At 46.4% G+C, this 15,468-nt stretch carries 18 protein-coding genes; 11 read left to right on the top strand and 7 right to left on the bottom strand.

What is annotated here, in order from left to right:
• Positions 1 to 115: 115 nt before the first annotated feature.
• Positions 116 to 586, top strand: a complete 471-nt coding sequence (gene bcp / locus K5X84_RS05375) for a thioredoxin-dependent thiol peroxidase (RefSeq protein WP_054487457.1) — start codon at positions 116 to 118, stop codon at positions 584 to 586.
• Positions 587 to 604: 18 nt separating this feature from the next.
• Here bcp and K5X84_RS05370 read toward each other — a convergent pair whose 3' ends face one another.
• The gene (locus K5X84_RS05370) at positions 605 to 1,684 is read right to left on the bottom strand and encodes an AI-2E family transporter (protein ID WP_054487455.1); all 1,080 of its coding nucleotides are present in this window, start codon (positions 1,682 to 1,684) and stop codon (positions 605 to 607) included.
• Positions 1,685 to 1,830: 146 nt separating this feature from the next.
• Between K5X84_RS05370 and bepA the strand changes: the two genes are divergently transcribed.
• Positions 1,831 to 3,282, top strand: coding sequence for a beta-barrel assembly-enhancing protease (gene bepA, locus K5X84_RS05365; protein ID WP_222236869.1), 1,452 nt, complete (start codon positions 1,831 to 1,833; stop codon positions 3,280 to 3,282).
• Here bepA and K5X84_RS05360 read toward each other — a convergent pair.
• Positions 3,274 to 3,723 (bottom strand): TlpA disulfide reductase family protein, encoded by a 450-nt coding sequence (locus tag K5X84_RS05360; RefSeq protein ID WP_222236868.1) that lies wholly within the window; start codon positions 3,721 to 3,723, stop codon positions 3,274 to 3,276. The genes bepA and K5X84_RS05360 overlap by 9 nt on opposite strands.
• Before the next feature lie 59 nt (positions 3,724 to 3,782).
• Between K5X84_RS05360 and arsC the strand changes: the two genes are divergently transcribed.
• Genes arsC through K5X84_RS05345 form a run of 3 tightly spaced genes read left to right on the top strand, consistent with a single transcriptional unit; the run spans position 3,783 to position 5,086 of the window.
• Positions 3,783 to 4,133, top strand: a complete 351-nt coding sequence (arsC, locus tag K5X84_RS05355) for an arsenate reductase (glutaredoxin) (RefSeq protein ID WP_054487449.1) — start codon at positions 3,783 to 3,785, stop codon at positions 4,131 to 4,133.
• Positions 4,130 to 4,687, top strand: coding sequence for an NAD(P)H:quinone oxidoreductase (wrbA, locus tag K5X84_RS05350; RefSeq protein WP_054487447.1), 558 nt, complete (start codon positions 4,130 to 4,132; stop codon positions 4,685 to 4,687). Before arsC ends, wrbA begins: the two co-directional genes overlap by 4 nt.
• Positions 4,688 to 4,696: 9 nt before the next feature.
• Positions 4,697 to 5,086 carry a DUF2069 domain-containing protein gene (locus K5X84_RS05345; protein ID WP_054487446.1) on the top strand — a complete coding sequence of 130 codons (390 nt, stop codon included), beginning with the start codon at positions 4,697 to 4,699 and terminating at the stop codon, positions 5,084 to 5,086.
• Here K5X84_RS05345 and hda read toward each other — a convergent pair.
• Both hda and K5X84_RS05335 read right to left on the bottom strand, forming a co-directional pair.
• Positions 5,083 to 5,796, bottom strand: a complete 714-nt coding sequence (gene hda / locus K5X84_RS05340) for a DnaA regulatory inactivator Hda (RefSeq protein WP_054487445.1) — start codon at positions 5,794 to 5,796, stop codon at positions 5,083 to 5,085. The genes K5X84_RS05345 and hda overlap by 4 nt on opposite strands.
• Complete coding sequence (locus tag K5X84_RS05335; RefSeq protein ID WP_233399149.1) at positions 5,796 to 6,881, bottom strand: DUF2066 domain-containing protein; 1,086 nt, start codon at positions 6,879 to 6,881, stop codon at positions 5,796 to 5,798. Before K5X84_RS05335 ends, hda begins: the two co-directional genes overlap by 1 nt.
• 152 nt (positions 6,882 to 7,033) lie before the next feature.
• Here K5X84_RS05335 and K5X84_RS05330 point away from each other — a divergent pair, with 152 nt between their 5' ends.
• Positions 7,034 to 8,320 carry an MFS transporter gene (locus tag K5X84_RS05330; protein ID WP_054487441.1) on the top strand — a complete coding sequence of 429 codons (1,287 nt, stop codon included), beginning with the start codon at positions 7,034 to 7,036 and terminating at the stop codon, positions 8,318 to 8,320.
• A 4-nt stretch (positions 8,321 to 8,324) separates the two neighbouring features.
• Here K5X84_RS05330 and pgm read toward each other — a convergent pair whose 3' ends face one another.
• Both pgm and K5X84_RS05320 read right to left on the bottom strand, forming a co-directional pair.
• Complete coding sequence (gene pgm, locus K5X84_RS05325; protein ID WP_222236867.1) at positions 8,325 to 9,962, bottom strand: phosphoglucomutase (alpha-D-glucose-1,6-bisphosphate-dependent); 1,638 nt, start codon at positions 9,960 to 9,962, stop codon at positions 8,325 to 8,327.
• On the bottom strand, positions 9,962 to 10,444 hold the full coding sequence (locus tag K5X84_RS05320) for an N-carbamoyl-L-amino acid amidohydrolase (RefSeq protein ID WP_054487438.1): 483 nt from the start codon (positions 10,442 to 10,444) through the stop codon (positions 9,962 to 9,964). The genes pgm and K5X84_RS05320 overlap by 1 nt, the downstream gene beginning before the upstream one ends.
• 106 nt (positions 10,445 to 10,550) lie before the next feature.
• On the opposite strand from K5X84_RS05320, the gene K5X84_RS05315 reads away from it, so the two are divergent.
• From K5X84_RS05315 to K5X84_RS05295, 5 genes are all read left to right on the top strand, one after another.
• A complete protein-coding gene (locus K5X84_RS05315) occupies positions 10,551 to 11,327 on the top strand; it encodes an alpha/beta fold hydrolase (protein ID WP_054487436.1) in 777 nt (258 codons plus the stop codon).
• Positions 11,328 to 11,411: 84 nt separating this feature from the next.
• A complete protein-coding gene (locus K5X84_RS05310) occupies positions 11,412 to 11,627 on the top strand; it encodes a DUF2788 domain-containing protein (protein ID WP_054487434.1) in 216 nt (71 codons plus the stop codon).
• Between the two features lie 77 nt (positions 11,628 to 11,704).
• The gene (gene fldA, locus K5X84_RS05305; protein WP_199494639.1) at positions 11,705 to 12,238 is read left to right on the top strand and encodes a flavodoxin FldA; all 534 of its coding nucleotides are present in this window, start codon (positions 11,705 to 11,707) and stop codon (positions 12,236 to 12,238) included.
• A 45-nt stretch (positions 12,239 to 12,283) separates the two neighbouring features.
• Positions 12,284 to 12,730, top strand: coding sequence for a ferric iron uptake transcriptional regulator (gene fur, locus K5X84_RS05300; protein WP_054487431.1), 447 nt, complete (start codon positions 12,284 to 12,286; stop codon positions 12,728 to 12,730).
• On the top strand, positions 12,730 to 13,767 hold the full coding sequence (locus K5X84_RS05295) for a saccharopine dehydrogenase family protein (RefSeq protein ID WP_199494638.1): 1,038 nt from the start codon (positions 12,730 to 12,732) through the stop codon (positions 13,765 to 13,767). Before fur ends, K5X84_RS05295 begins: the two co-directional genes overlap by 1 nt.
• Here the strand turns inward: K5X84_RS05295 and glnS are convergent.
• Entirely contained in the window at positions 13,754 to 15,439 is a 1,686-nt protein-coding gene (gene glnS, locus K5X84_RS05290; protein WP_222236866.1) for a glutamine--tRNA ligase, read from the bottom strand. The genes K5X84_RS05295 and glnS overlap by 14 nt on opposite strands.
• Positions 15,440 to 15,468 lie beyond the last annotated feature (29 nt).

Here is a 15,468-nt window from a genome sequence, read left to right as displayed (position 1 = left end):
TAGGAACATAAGTTACCAAGAAGGTTCCATAAACTTCTGCGACTTAAGCATTTTCCAAGTTTGCTTGTGTCCGTTATCATGTAGCGTACTGTTAACGAAGTTCCAGGAGAAAGCTATGCAAACACTAAAAGCCGGAGATAAAGCACCGGATTTCACCTTACTTGATGCGAATGAAAACTCCGTCACTTTATCTGAGTTATTAAAAGAGCATCGTGTACTGGTTTATTTCTACCCTAAAGCCATGACCCCCGGTTGTACCGTTCAGGCACAAAACTTACGCGACAGTCGTAAGCAGCTTGAAGAGTTTAATGTTGTATCTGTTGGCATTAGTCCTGATGCGCCTAAGCGTTTAGCGAAATTTACCGAACGTGATGAGTTAAACTTTACTTTGTTAAGCGATGAAGACCATAAAGTTGCTGAAGATTTTGGAGTTTGGGGACTCAAGAAGTTTATGGGTAAAGAATACGATGGTATCCACCGTATTAGCTTTTTAGTTGAACAAGACGGAACCGTGTCTCAGGTATTTAATAAGTTTAAAACAAAAGAGCACCATGACGTAGTACTGGATCACCTAAAACAAGCTTAATACTCCAGAAACACCGCATTATTGCGGTGTTTCTTCCACCATATTATCCCCCGTATTACTGTCCCAGGCTGTTAAGACGGCTTTAACCAAACTCGCCAACGGAATAGCAAAGAAAACGCCCCAGAAGCCCCAAATACCGCCGAAAATTAATACCGCGGCAATAATATAAACCGGATTCAGACTTATAGCTTCAGAGAATAATAGCGGCACTAAAAGGTTGCCATCCAGGGCCTGAATAATTAAATAAGCGACAGTAACCCAGACAAATGCGGCTGTCGGGCCAAACTGGAACAAAGCCACAAGCACAACCGGTATCGTTGCAACCGCGGCCCCAATATAAGGAATTAAAACGGATAGCCCCACCATAATGGAAAGCAACGCCGAATAACGCAAACCAAACAGACTGAAGGTAACAAAGGTTACTACGGCAACCACGACCACTTCTATGGCTTTACCACGAATGTAGTTCATAATTTGCAGGTTCATTTCCTGCCCCACCTGCGAAATTAGCTGTCTGTTTGAAGGCAACAACCGACTAAAGTGAGCAATTAAAATATCCCGATCTTTTAGCATAAAGAAAATGAGTAACGGCACGATAATTAAATAAACCAACATAGCCATAACGTTAACAATAGAAGTTAACGAGACCGTTAGCAGGTTCTCACCCAGACCAACCGCCCGTCGCTTCATTTCTTGAGTGAATTCATTAATTTGGTGGTCATCAACTATGCCGGGAAACATCTCGGGCAACTTATGTAGCCAAATTTGTAGGTTGGTCACCATATCCGGCATTTCCTGAATTAAGGTCGTGCTCTGCTGCCAAATAACTGGCACCAGCGTCAGTAAGCCAATGAGCATTACTGCCAGGAACAGGGAAAATGTAATAATGGTCGCTGTAAGTCGGGACAAGCCTAACTGCATGAGTCGCATCACAGGCCAATCTAGCAGGTACGCTAAAGAAATAGCGATTAATAAAGGCACGATTAAACTGCCAAAAAGCACAATGACAAGTACAGTAACTACCAGTAATAGAAACAAAGTCACCGCATTAGGGTCTGAAAATTTCCGTCTATACCACTGCTGAATATATTCCCACATAGTCATCGTCCCTTATTCTTAAGTTCTCTTGATAATATCAGCCCTTGCAATCTTTCCATAACCCCATAGAGTAAAAAGGAACTAAAGATAAGAATTCTGTTCTGATAGTTAGATAGAACCTGTTCCATTGAACCAATGAGTCGTTGATGTCCACCAAAATATTACACTTTTTTATCGCTTGCTTATTCACTTTTTCAATAAGCTATAGCGCTGCAAGTAATGCCGTTCAGGATAATAAGCGTTTACCGGAGATAGGCACCACTGGTGCAGCCTTCATGAGTATTGAGCGTGAACGTGTGGTTGGCGACTTCTATATGCGACAAGTGCGCTCACAAGCCCCTATCATTCACGATCCGGTGTTAGATAGCTATTTAAATAGTATAGGGCAGCGCCTGGTAAGAAATACCAGTGGTGTCCGATACCCATTTAACTTTTTCTGGATTAACAATAAAGAAATTAATGCCTTCGCTTTTATGGGCGGATACGTTGGTGTGCACACAGGGTTAATTGACGAAGCCAGAACCGAGTCAGAACTGGCCGCAGTGCTGGGGCACGAGGTTGCGCACATAACTCAACGCCATATTGTGCGACGCATGCAGGAGCAGCAACGCAGTATGCCAATGACCATAGCTGGCATCATTGGGTCAATTTTAGTCGGCATGGCGAATCCAGAAGCCGGAGCGGCGGGACTGTATACCACTATAGGTATGGCCGGACAGTCTCAAATTAATTACACCAGAATGTATGAACAAGAGGCTGACCGCATTGGCCTATCAGTTTTGTTAGCCGCCGGGTTTGACCCAAGAGGTGCCCCTGATTTCTTTGGGCGTCTAGCGGAGAAGTACCGGTACGTCAGCAAACCGCCTGAAATGCTAATGACGCATCCCCTTCCGGAGTCTCGTATTGCAGATACCCGAAGCCGGGCAGAAAACATGCAACGTATCGATGTCCCGCCAAGTCTCGATTTTGCTCTGGCAAAGGCCAGGATTCAGGCTCGATATATTGGCAACAGCACCCAAAGCGACTTTCAATCTATGCGCTCTAGCCGTAACGCGATAAACCAGCAAGCCGGACAGTACGCTCTTGCGATACGTGCTTTAGATAACGGTCATACCGATGTTGCCCTTGAGCTGATGCAGCCTTTGCTGGAGCGAGCACCCAACAACCCCTTTTATATCGATGTTCAAACCGATATTTTGCTTGCAAAAGATGACTATGAAACGGTATTGGACTGGTTGCGCGGCAAGTATGTTCAACAACCCAATGAACCCGTCATTACATTAAATTTTGCCAATGCTGCCCTGAAGGCGCAGGACACCTCTCTGGCAGAGAAGCTGCTACGAGACTTTCTGTTACAACAACCCAATGATCCACTCGCGCTTGACCTTCTTACCCAGGTTTATGAACGTAATGGAAAACGTGCGGCTATGTATGAAACTCGCGCTGAGGCACTCGCGCTAAGAGGTAACTTTAAACTGGCTATCGACCAGTTGCATACGGCTCATAATCATACAGACAGTGACCTTACTCACAAACGACTTAACGCACGTATTGACCAAATTCGTAACTTAGAGCAGCAAGTACAAAACTTAATGTGAATTAATGGCACTTTCCAATGATTCAAGATCTTGCTCGCCCATAAGGGGGCCTTTTACCGTGCCATCAGGCTTTATCACATAGGTTGCCGGTAACATTTGTGGGCGTTGAAATGGAAACGCAGGTGCAGGGTCCATCAGCGCCAGTTGGAATTCAATGCCATGGCGCTTTTTGAGCTCAGCGAGTTCGCTATTTGACATCGGGTCAAAACTTACTCCAACTAGTTCAACATTTTCGGGTTTATGGCTGTTAAATTCATTAAGTTCCGGAAGTTCTCGCAAACACGGCGCGCACCATTCAGCAAAATAGTTAACAACAACAGTTTTGCCTTCAAGCTGAGACCAACTGAACTCATTGTTTTGGTCGGTAATAACATCTGGCTTTGGTGAGCATGCCGTTATCAATAACACCGTGGCGGCGTAGACTAGTGTTCTCAGTTTCATTCCTTACCTCAATTACGTTACTATTAACGGATATTCAGATACTACAAGGTACGACACTTATGAGCCAAGTAACAATTTATCATAATCCACGTTGTTCAAAATCAAGACAAACTTTGGAACTACTGCAGAAAAATAATATTGAACCGGAAATTGTCGAGTACCTTAAAACACCCCCGAATGCGGCAGAATTACAAGACATACTGGCTAAATTAAACCTCTCTGCTGAGCAACTCATGAGAAAAAAAGAGACTGTCTATAAAGAGTTGGGGCTAGCCGGCATAAACGACGAAGACGAATTAATTACCGCTATGATCAACAACCCCAAACTGATTGAGCGCCCTATTGTCATTTCCGGGGACAAAGCCGCTATTGGGCGTCCTCCAGAAGCCGTTTTGGATATTCTGTCATGACTTCTGTCGTGATCCTGTATTACAGCCGCAATGGGGCAACACAAAGGCTTGCCGACGCTATTGCAGAAGGAGTAACCAGCGCAGGTGGCGAAGCTGTTCTGCGTAGCACTGGGCACGGCAGTAATGCGGTCAGCGACAGAGATCTGGAAGTTGAAAACAGCGATATTGAAAACTGTGACGCGCTGATTCTGGGAAGCCCGACCCGCTTTGGTCATATGGCATCAAGCCTCCAGAAGTTTTGGGAAGGAACCTCTCGTGAATGGTTGCAAGGCGCATTGACCGATAAGCCTGGTGCCGTATTTACTTCATCCAGCTCACTTCATGGTGGACAGGAGTCAACGCTGCTAACACTGGCACTGCCTTTAATTCACCATGGTATGATGTTAGTTGGTATTCCCTATTCGGAGCCTGCCCTGCATCAAACTCAATCGGGTGGCTCACCATACGGAGCCAGTCACCACGAGCACAGTAACAAGCTGACTGAGCACGAACGTCAATGTGCTATTGCACTAGGCAAACGGGTTACAAACTTTGCTAGCAAGCTTTCATCATAGGAATTTTAAATGCCGACATCTCCGCGCTTTTACCGCTGGTTAACACAGGTTTTCTACTGGCCATTACTGGTTTTGGTGGCTTTATGGCACGGTATGCCAACCGATGCGCCAGGAACGCTGCCCGTTTATATTGCTCTTGTTTTATGGGTACTGCCGTTGTTGTTCCCACTCTACGGTCTGGTTAAAGGCAAAGCCTATACACACGCGTGGACCAACTTTATTTTAATGTTTTACTTTCTTCACGGACTCACTGTCGTTTACACACATCCGGACGAGCGGATTTGGTCGATACTGGAAATCATATTGACAACCGGAGCCTTTATCGGGGCAACCGGTTATGCCCGTTATCAAGGACGAGCAGAAGGTTTAGGGCTTAAAAAGCTAAAAGACTACAACTAAATTTCCAGAACCTGCTTAACAAAAGGAATTGTTAAGCGTCGCTGATAGGTAATAGAAGCTTGATCAAGTTCATTCAGGGCTTTCATTAAATCACGCATAGAACGCCCCAGTCGCTGAGTCATAAAAGCCGCCACATCGGCAGGAAGCTCCAGTCCACGCCATTGTGCTCTGAGTATTAAAGCGTTATTTTTCTCATCATCGTTTAACGGGTGTACCTGAAACCCCGTTGCCCATTGAAAACGCGACTGTAAGTCCGGCAATACGACCTCGGTCTGAGCCGCCGACTGCTTTGCTGTCATAATGAGCCGGGTAGACTCATTATCGGTTACCCGGTTAATTAAAGAGAACAGTTCGAAGCACCAGTCCTGTTTCAACGTCACAGTGTCAATATCATCCAGGCAAATAAGATCAGCTTGATCAATACCGTTCAACACCGCTTCTGCATCAACCTCAACAAGCTCCTTTAATGGCAAATAAGCAATACGCTGCTGAGGCCCAACCGATGCAATAACACTGTGCATTAAATGGCTTTTCCCCACACCACTGGCTCCCGACAACCAGGTTAACTGCTGATTTCTTTTTAACGGAGGTTTAGCTTCGGGTAAGGCTTTTAACCAACTTAATAAGGTCGCGTTATTGCCCTCAAGAAAGGTGGAAAAAAGCTCATCGTCCGGTAACTGAACAGCCAGCGGCAATTGCTGTGGAGGCATCAGCGACCCTCATCCCAGCGGTAAACAGGGGTTTCCGTTTGTTTTGCAGCGACAAAAGGACCAACTTCCTGAGAAACAAGACGCCCATCCAGGTTGATAGCCTGCAGTATTTGGTCGACGGGTCCGTTCACAACAATCTCGAATTCGCTCATATTCTGAGAGTATTTCAATAAGCGAACCTCCCGGACCGATACAATACTTTTCAAAAAGCTTTCCAGTTTTAAAACACTGCTCAGACTGTTTAGCTGCTCAACTTTTACCGTTAGTGTGTTGCGTACGTTCTCATCGCCGGCGGTCATGCTGTATTTAGCTGACAGCTTCACCATTAATTGTTCTATTAAAGGTTCTGCCAGCCAGTCAACGCTTGTTGCCGTCACTTCTCCGGCAAACCTGTCATCACCAATTTCCACGAACCAATTCAAACTCCAGGGTGCTTCCTCATCCTCCTGGCGAACAATACGTGCTACCAGTAACCCATCCGTACCGTACCGCTCTGTCGTTGTCCTCACAGGGTCTAAAAAGCGCCCCCAGACATCCATTGCGCTAATGGTGAAATTATCGGTTAAATCCATTAGCGGCAGTTGCACCGGAATACTGTACTGTTTTGCAAAAAATCGAAGTTGCTGGGTAAAAACAGATTCACTGTTACTGTCAATTATTGTGCGTTGCCCGCTGTCACTTTCTTTCGCAATCCACAACATTAACTGAGGTCTGCGACTCCCCCAGTAAGGCAGTTGATGCTCGGCAAGAAGTGCTCTTAACTTCCTGCCGTCAAACGTGGCTGTTAACGTTCGTTGCCCTTGGTTATCGCTGTAACCATATTGCACCAGGTAATTATTGACATCTCGCTTGGCTCGTTCTATCGCTTCGTGCTCTGTCGCATCCGATTTCCCGGTGAGCTTAATAATGACTCGATCAAAAGCCTCACCAATTGCCTGCTGTCGGTGCGATGAACTTTGTGACGCGACTTCAACTTCTGCCGAATACAAATTCTCAATTAACCGCGCTTCAGCATCTGTTGTCGTAAAAGTGACTAACAGCACTAAAAAAGCGACTGCAATGTAATGAATCTTCGACTTTGACATGTCATTATCCAAATAAGACTTTGAGAGCATATTAAACAGCCAGATAGCGAACAGCAAGTAACAACTTGTGGATAAGCTTGTGGGAATCTTCTCTAGGAAAATAAAGCGACTACAGGTAGTATTGCCACAAACGGACGAAGGGTGACAAAGGCATGCTAAAACAACAACTTCGCGGTATCAGTTCACTGCTTGGCAGCATCAGTTTAATTGGGGTCTGTGTTGGCATGACCAGTACCCTACTCAGTTTGCGTGCCACCATTGAAGACTTCGGTACCCTGGTTACCGGTTTTATTATGTCAGCCTACTTTATCGGTTACCTGTTTGGCTCTACCCGCGCACCTAAAGACATTCGTCGGGTAGGCTATATTCGCTCATTCGGGGGGCTTGCCGCATTAGCCGCCTTCAGTATTCTAATGCAGGCCATTTGGGTTGACCCCGTAGTCTGGTTTGTTATGCGTTTTATTACCGGTTTTGCCATTTCCGGTATTTTTGTCATTGTCGAAAGTTGGCTTAATACCATGGCAGATAACCGCAGCCGCGGTACTTTACTGTCTATCTATTTAGTCATTATTTACACTGGCCTCATTGCGGGGCAACTTATTCTAGGCGTGGCAGACCCTGCCGGCTTTGTCGCTTTTGCTATTGTCGCACTCCTGATTAACCTTGCTTTAATTCCAATTTTGGTCAGTGTGACAGTGGAACCGACAACCCATGAAAACCGCAAGGTTCCTGTCTCCTTGCTGCTTAAAACGGTGCCGCTGGGTGTGGTAAACGCTTTCATTATGCAAGCCTGCTACGCCATGTTTTATGGTATCGGGCCTATGTATGCGTCTTATATTGGCCTGAGCGTTGTGCAAATTACCTTCTTCATGTCAGCCTTTATTCTCGGCGGCCTGATCTCACAAGCACCTTTCGGTTTATTATCCGATCGAATTGATCGCCGTTTTGTTATTGCTATTTGTGCAACCGGCGGCACGCTGACCGCAATCGCTCTTTCCCAGTTAGCCGCATCAAATGCGCTTCTTATTTACCTGAATGTTGGTTTATTAGGTGCCTTCATTTTACCCTTATACTCACTGGGCATGGCGCACACCAACGACTTTCTCGAACGCGATCAAATGGTCGGAGCAACGGGAGCTATCATAAAAATTGGCGGGGCAGGCTCTATTATCGGGGCACCAGCTGTAGCCGCATTAATGCAGTTTGGTGCTATTAATTACTTCTTCCTGCTTCTGGCTGCGTTAACCGCCTGTGTTGGTTTTTATTCGCTGTACCGCATTACGCGACGCGCTAAAGCTGAAGACCAGCAACACAGTAACTTTGCCATACTGGCTCCGTCACAAACCTCTGATGAACTATTAACGTCAATGGCTGAAGAAGCGCCGGAAACAGAAGAAGAGGACGACGAAGAAATGGAATCTAACGCCGTCCTTCGTTAAGAGACTAATCTGTCAGCAGGTCATTCACCCAGGTGGTGGCCTGCGTCAGAATGTCATCTAAGTGTTGTTCGCTGACAAAACTTTCAGCATAAATTTTATAAACCGGTTCAGTACCTGAAGGCCTTGCCGCAAACCAACCATTGTCAGTGGTTACTTTAATACCACCAAACTGTGCCCCGTTACCCGACGCTTTCGTAGAAATATCAGACACACTGTCACCAGCCAGTTCTGGCAGTTTCATTTTGTATGCGCGAATGCCTTTAAAGCGAGCGTTTTTGTCGGCACTGGAAACGGTATCAACACGACGATAGTAAGACGTACCATGCTGCTGACATAATTCATCGTAATACTGCCCCGGATTTTTACCGGTTTTTGCCAATATCTCAGCCGCTAATAAGGCCATGACAATGCCGTCTTTATCGGTGGTCCAGGTACAGCCTTTACGATCAAGCAAGGTTGCACCGGCACTCTCTTCTCCGGCAAACGCAATACTTTGCTCAGCTAACCCTTGCGCAAACCATTTAAAACCCACAGGCACTTCCATCAATGGACGTTCGTTTGCGCTCACCACACGATCAATCATAGCGCTGGATACGAGTGTTTTGCCGATGGCAAGCCCTTTGTCCCAACCACGGTTTTTGCACAAATAATCTATCGCAACCGACAGGTAATGGTTCGGGTTCAGCAAGCCGTGTGTAGGAGTTACTATACCGTGACGGTCGTAGTCCGGATCATTACCAAAAGCTAAGTCGTATTTTTCTTTTAGCCCCAGTAAACTGGCCATGGCAAACGGCGAGGAGCAATCCATGCGAATTTTGCCGTCTTTGTCCAGGGGCATAAATGCGAATGTTGGGTCAACAACGGCATTACGAACCTCAATCGATAAGTTGTAATGCTCAGCAATTTGCTGCCAGTATTTAGCACCTGATCCACCCATGGCATCGACCGCCAGCGTCAGTTTTGCATCCTGAATAGCTGACATATCAATACAGTTTTCAAGTTGACCGATATAATCCGAACGCCAGTCAACAAAAGTCAGTTTCGGATGTTGTAGTACATCTTCACTCTCGCAGGTATTCACCCCGACCAAACCTGATGACAACAACGCATTAGCGTATTTCTCAATAATTCGCGTGACATCAGAATCTGCTGGTCCGCCGTGCGGAGGGTTATATTTAAGCCCACCATCTTCCGGCGGGTTGTGCGATGGTGTGATCACGACACCGTCTGCTTTCGCTTTATTCTTGCTGTTCCACTCAATAACAGCACGGCTTAATACCGGCGTTGGTGTGTAATCGTGCTCCGTCTGAACCTGAACCTCAATGCCATTACCAATGAATACATCCAAAGCACTAATGTAAGCAGACTCTGACAAGGCATGAGTATCTTTGGCCACCATAATCGGCCCGGTAATTCCCTGCTCTTCGCGATAAGCGCAAATGGCCTGAGCAATAGCCAGAATATGGGCCTCATTAAACGAGCGCTTCAATGAACTGCCACGATGACCCGATGTCCCAAAGCTGACTTTTTCTGCCGCTTTACGTGGATCCGGCTCGTAAACGTAATAAGCACTGATCAATTGCGCAATATTCGTCAAATCGCCAGCTTGTGCCAACTGACCTGCTCGCTCGTGATTCGCCATTATAAAAAGTCCCTAATTTTTTCTGCATCTGCTGAATCATAACCCAGCTTTTCTGCAACCTGAGTCAGCATCGATTTTTTCTTTGTGGTATTGGTGTTGGTAATAACCCAAAACGGAGAGTCCGGTATTTGCTTCGGATTGGTGCTGTTACCCGAGGTCAGCAAAGCTTCTTCTGAGCGGGCAAAATACTGACGGTCACGTCCGCGAATATCCAGCACCTGCGAGAACTCACTGGAATGACAACGGTAAAGCATGCTCAAAATATACAAGAAACGCGCGACCACACTTTTCTGAATACGAACATCCTGCTCATTTAAACGATTAAAAACCGATTCGGTTTGTTCGCCTTTAGCATCCACAGCAAATTCTGTACTACTCACATCAAGTAATCGGCGCAGAATATCTGAAGCACTCTCGCCTATTTGTCTGGTGTGGCTTGCAATATACGCGTATAAGTCGTCGTCAATGTCAATCCGCTTCATTGTTGACTTTCTACCTCTAAAATTTGAAAGGTTGTGCTTTGTCACTTGCAACGCCCCGACAAAGCCTTGAAAATATGCATCAAAGTTTATCACTAAAGGCCGTTCGATGGCAGACTCTTCATTGTTGAATCACGAAACACTTGGCACCGAAAGCAATCCGGCTGTCATCATTATTCATGGACTGTTTGGCGACAAAGACAATTTAAAAAGTATCGCCCGCGAACTGTCCGAAGATTACTTTTGTATATTACCGGATGCTCGTAACCACGGTGACTCGTTTCACAGTGACACCATGACTTACCCGGCCCTGGCAGATGACATTATTAAACTGGCCGATGCCTTAGATATTGAGCAGTTTGCTGTACTGGGGCACTCCATGGGTGGCAAAATAGCTATGGAAGTCTGCATGGAGGCGCCGGAAAGGGTCAAAGCGGCCATATTCGCAGACATATCCCCCGCCGCTTATGACGGAACTCACGACAGCATCATGGATGCACTGTCAGGGCTGGATTTAAGTCAGGTAAAAAGTCGCAGCGACGCGGACAAGCAGTTAGCCGATAAAATTTCAGAAAAAGGCGTGCGTCAGTTTTTACTAAAAAACCTTAAAAAGACCGATGACGGCTATCAATGGCGACTTAATCTCGAAGGGTTAAAGCAGAATTACGAACAAATTTCAGCGGCTGTCAGTAAAGGCCAATACGAAGGCCCTGTACTTTTTATCAAAGGCGGTAACTCAAACTACCTGACAGAAAAGCACCAACAAGAGGTTAACTCGCGCTTTAGCAATGCTTCAGTAAAAATAATAGAAGACGCAGGTCACTGGCTGCACGCCGAGAAGCCCCGAATATTCAACCGACTCGTGCTTGAGTTTCTGGCTCAGTAATCTCGCCAGCGGCGGCGCTTTATGGTAATCTAGGCGCCGTTAAAAAAACAGTTCAGGCGTTACACATCAGCGAGGTTAAGCAGTATGTTGGCTGAGTATTACGAACAAATTGAAGTTCTGGCCACCAATTTCACACTGGCCATACTATTCTTACTCATAGGCTTAGCCATTCGTGATGTGTTAAAACGCTCAGCGGTACCCAAATTCGGCCAAATAATTGTGTGGGCAGTACTGTTTCTTGGCTGTTTTGGTTTTATTGCTAAAGGTATTATTCAGGTGCTCTGGGAGTCCGGAGTTTAACCCAATTGATAATTTACGCCGCTGAATGGCAATCCATTCAGTATTGTTTGTTCGTATAACCAGGTGAAAATTGATTTATGGCAACTGTTGGAATTTTCTTTGGAAGCGACACCGGTAACACCGAAGCCGTCGCTCAGATGATTCAGAAAGAACTGGGTAAAAAACTTGTCGACGTTAAAGACGTCGCTAAATCCAGTAAAGAAGATATTGCCAGTTATGACCTACTACTGTTCGGTATTCCGACGTGGTACTACGGCGAAGCTCAGTGCGATTGGGACGATTTTTTCCCCGAACTTGAAGAAATAGACTTCACCGACAAGCTCATTGCTATTTTTGGCTGTGGTGATCAGGAAGACTACGCCGAATACTTTCTGGACGCTATGGGCATGGTACGCGATATTGTCGAAGCACGTGGCGGCATCATTGTCGGGCACTGGCCGACGGAAGGTTATAACTTCGAAGCCTCTAAAGGCATGGCAGATGACGACCATTTTGTCGGCCTGGGTATTGACGAAGACCGTCAACCAGAGCTAACCAAAGAGCGTGTTAGTAAATGGTGCCAGCAGGTTTATGAAGAAATGTGTCTGGCAGAACTGGCAAGTGACAGCTAATACAGGGTATGCTGTTGTACATGTTTAACTGAGATACGAATCATTATGGCGAGTAACGACGAACAGCTAAAAAAAGCAGGACTCAAAGTCACTTCCCCACGGATGAAAATTCTGGAGATTTTAAAACAACCAGAAAACCAACACATCAGTGCTGAAGACGTCTATAAAATTCTGCTGGAACAAAAAGATGAAATTGGCCTGGCTACCGTATATAGGGTACTAAACCAGTTTGATGACGCTGGTATTATTACTCGCCACCACTTTGAAGGTGGTCGTTCGGTATTTGAATTAAGCGCAAAACATCATCATGATCATTTGGTGTGTTTAACCTGCGGGCACGTCTTTGAGTTTGAAGACGACGTTATTGAAGAACGCCAGGACAAAGTTGCTGCAGCTAATAAAATTAAGCTAACAAACCACAGCCTTTATTTATACGGCGAATGTCAGCGTGGCGAAAGCTGCGAATACAAAGCTGCTGCTGAGGCAGACTAATGGCTCTGCGCTGGCTCATTTACGGGGCATACGGTTACTCGGGCAAACTCATTGCTCATCAGGCAAAAAAACGCGGTTATCAACCCATTTTAGCCGGCCGTAACGAAGACGCCCTTGAGCCAGTTGCCCGTCACCTGGCCTTTCAATACAAAGCCTTTTCGCTCGACAGTATCGATGAAGTAAAAAAGCAATTAGAAGATGTTGATCTTGTCATTAATTGCGCAGGCCCGTTTAGCCAAACGGCAGCCCCACTTATTCAAGCCTGTATTGATACCAAAACTCATTATTTAGACATTACCGGCGAGATAGACGTATTTGAATACGCTCACTCCATGGATAAAGCTGCGCGCGAGGCCGGTATTGTTATTTGTCCTGGTGTTGGGTTTGACGTTATTCCAACAGATTGCATTGCCGCAAGACTAAATGCTCAAATGCCGGAAGCCGAGCATCTGGCGTTAGGCTTTGACTCCGGTTCACGTATGAGCCGGGGCACAGCCAAAACCAGTATCGAGCGTTTAGGTCGTGGAGGCGCAGCCCGCATTAACGGACAAATTACCGATGTTCCGCACGCCTGGCATTCTCGCTGGATAGATTTTGGTAATGGTGAGAAGTGTGCCATGACCATTCCCTGGGGCGATGTCTCTACCGCCTACTACACAACAGAAATTCCCAATATTGAAGTGTACATACCGGCCAGCCCACGCTTAGTGAAGAAAATGCGCCGGATGAACTGGTTCCGTTGGGTATTTAACTGGAAATGGGTTCAGGCTAAGCTGAAGAAAAAGCTGGAGTCTCAGCCTGCAGGCCCTGAAGAAAAAGAACGGAAGAACAACCCGACTTACGTTTGGGGTGAAATTACCGATGGCAAAGGTAATAAGAAAAGTATGCGGGTAAAAGTGAAAAATGGCTATTCGCTAACCGCCGAAGGCGCAGTTGAGTTAGCCATTCATACCTTAAGCCAGAAACAGTCAGGGGGCTTTTACACCCCCTCGCGTTTATACGGCGCTAAGCTACTGGACCAGTTTACGATTCAGTAGCTTGCTGCTGTTCTATTTTAGCCCAGCTGTCACGTAGTCCAACCGTCTGGTTGAATATCAAACGAGCTTCTGTATCAGCATCCTGATCCAGACAGTAGTAGCCCAGGCGCTCAAACTGGAAGTTCTCGCCCAATTTCGCATTCGCTAAGTTAGCTTCCACAAAGCCTTTCTTGATAACCAGAGACTCAGGGTTCAGGGTTGAGAATAAGTCTTCCTCTGCAGCCGGGTTAGGTACCTGGAATAAACGGTCATACACGCGGAACTCTGCTTCTTTCGCTGTTTCTGCCGAAACCCAATGAATAACCCCTTTTACCTTACGGCCGTCCGCAGGGTCCTTGCCTAAGGTCTCAGCGTCGTAGTGGCAGTAAATAGTCTGAATTTCACCGTTATCGTCTGTTTCAACGCGGTCCGCGCGAATAACATAGGCGTTACGTAAACGCACTTCTTTATCCAGCACCAGACGCTTGAACTTTTTATTCGCCGATTCACGGAAGTCTTCCCGCTCAATCCAAATTTCGCGGCTAAAGGTTACCTGACGCGAGCCCATTTCAGGGTCATTCGGATGGTTTGGCGCATCCAGCAACTCTTGCTCGCCCTCGGGGTAGTTTTCAATAACAATCTTCACCGGATCCATAACAGCCATTGCGCGTGGTGCGTTGGCGTTCAGGTCGTCACGAATGCAGGCTTCCAGCATACTCATTTCGACCTGATTATCCATTTTGGTCACACCAATACGCCGACAGAACTCACGGATTGAGTCCGGCGTGTAACCTCTGCGGCGCAAACCAGCAATACTGGCAACACGCGGATCGTCCCACCCGGTCACTTTATTTTCTTCTACCAGCGTATTGATAATGCGCTTACTCATCACCGTGTATTGCAGGTTAAGACGCGAGAATTCAATTTGCTGCGGGTGACAGTCTATGCTGATGTTATCCAGTACCCAGTCGTACAAGCGACGGTTATCCTGGAACTCAAGCGTACACAGCGAGTGTGTAATGCCCTCCAGCGCATCGGAAATACAGTGGGTGAAATCATACATTGGGTAAACACACCATTTATCACCCGTCTGGTGATGATGCACAAAACGCACACGGTAAATAACCGGATCGCGCATACACATAAACGGCGAGCTCATATCAATTTTTGCCCGTAATGCCGCAGTGCCTTCTTCGTGCTTACCTGCTGTCATGTCAGCGAAGTGCTTTAAATTCTCTTCCACAGAAGTATCACGGTAAGGGCTGTTCACACCCGGCTCTTTCAGGGTACCGCGCATTTCGCGCATTTTATCCTGCGAACTGAAATCAACGTAGGCCAGGCCTTTTTCAATCAGCTCAACCGCAAACGCGTGCAGCTGATCAAAGTAGTTAGACGAATAACGCGGCTCGCCTTCCCAGTCATAACCCAGCCACTCCACGTCTTTTTTAATGGAGTTCACATAGTCCACTTTTTCTTTCAGTGGGTTGGTGTCATCAAAACGCAGGTTACAGGTGCCGTTATAGTCTTCGGCAATACCGAAATTCAGCACTATCGATTTGGCATGGCCAATATGCAGGTAACCATTAGGTTCCGGAGGAAAACGGGTATGTACGGTAGAGTGCTTACCACTGGCCAAATCTTTATCAATGATTTGACGAATAAAATTACTGGGACGTGAATCAGTATCAGCCATGAACCTTTTGTCTCCGCTACAAAATCAAC

This window comes from Idiomarina abyssalis (assembly GCF_019797805.1).
Classification (GTDB): domain Bacteria; phylum Pseudomonadota; class Gammaproteobacteria; order Enterobacterales; family Alteromonadaceae; genus Idiomarina; species Idiomarina abyssalis.
The sequence above is the reverse complement of the archived record's forward strand: the minus strand, read 5'-3'. Positions and strand labels throughout refer to the sequence as shown.

Bases quoted from the DNA above. Each gene is read 5' to 3' on its own strand.
- fldA (WP_199494639.1), top strand. From the start codon at position 11,705: ATGGCAACTGTTGGAATTTTCTTTGGAAGCGACACCGGTAACACCGAA.
- wrbA (WP_054487447.1), top strand. From the start codon at position 4,130: ATGACTTCTGTCGTGATCCTGTATTACAGCCGCAATGGGGCAACACAA.
- fur (WP_054487431.1), top strand. From the start codon at position 12,284: ATGGCGAGTAACGACGAACAGCTAAAAAAAGCAGGACTCAAAGTCACT.
- K5X84_RS05360 (WP_222236868.1), bottom strand. From the start codon at position 3,723: ATGAAACTGAGAACACTAGTCTACGCCGCCACGGTGTTATTGATAACG.
- bepA (WP_222236869.1), top strand. From the start codon at position 1,831: ATGTCCACCAAAATATTACACTTTTTTATCGCTTGCTTATTCACTTTT.
- hda (WP_054487445.1), bottom strand. From the start codon at position 5,796: ATGCCTCCACAGCAATTGCCGCTGGCTGTTCAGTTACCGGACGATGAG.
- K5X84_RS05310 (WP_054487434.1), top strand. From the start codon at position 11,412: ATGTTGGCTGAGTATTACGAACAAATTGAAGTTCTGGCCACCAATTTC.
- pgm (WP_222236867.1), bottom strand. From the start codon at position 9,962: ATGGCGAATCACGAGCGAGCAGGTCAGTTGGCACAAGCTGGCGATTTG.
- K5X84_RS05335 (WP_233399149.1), bottom strand. From the start codon at position 6,881: ATGTCAAAGTCGAAGATTCATTACATTGCAGTCGCTTTTTTAGTGCTG.
- arsC (WP_054487449.1), top strand. From the start codon at position 3,783: ATGAGCCAAGTAACAATTTATCATAATCCACGTTGTTCAAAATCAAGA.
- K5X84_RS05345 (WP_054487446.1), top strand. From the start codon at position 4,697: ATGCCGACATCTCCGCGCTTTTACCGCTGGTTAACACAGGTTTTCTAC.
- glnS (WP_222236866.1), bottom strand. From the start codon at position 15,439: ATGGCTGATACTGATTCACGTCCCAGTAATTTTATTCGTCAAATCATT.
- K5X84_RS05330 (WP_054487441.1), top strand. From the start codon at position 7,034: ATGCTAAAACAACAACTTCGCGGTATCAGTTCACTGCTTGGCAGCATC.
- K5X84_RS05315 (WP_054487436.1), top strand. From the start codon at position 10,551: ATGGCAGACTCTTCATTGTTGAATCACGAAACACTTGGCACCGAAAGC.
- K5X84_RS05295 (WP_199494638.1), top strand. From the start codon at position 12,730: ATGGCTCTGCGCTGGCTCATTTACGGGGCATACGGTTACTCGGGCAAA.
- K5X84_RS05370 (WP_054487455.1), bottom strand. From the start codon at position 1,684: ATGTGGGAATATATTCAGCAGTGGTATAGACGGAAATTTTCAGACCCT.
- K5X84_RS05320 (WP_054487438.1), bottom strand. From the start codon at position 10,444: ATGAAGCGGATTGACATTGACGACGACTTATACGCGTATATTGCAAGC.
- bcp (WP_054487457.1), top strand. From the start codon at position 116: ATGCAAACACTAAAAGCCGGAGATAAAGCACCGGATTTCACCTTACTT.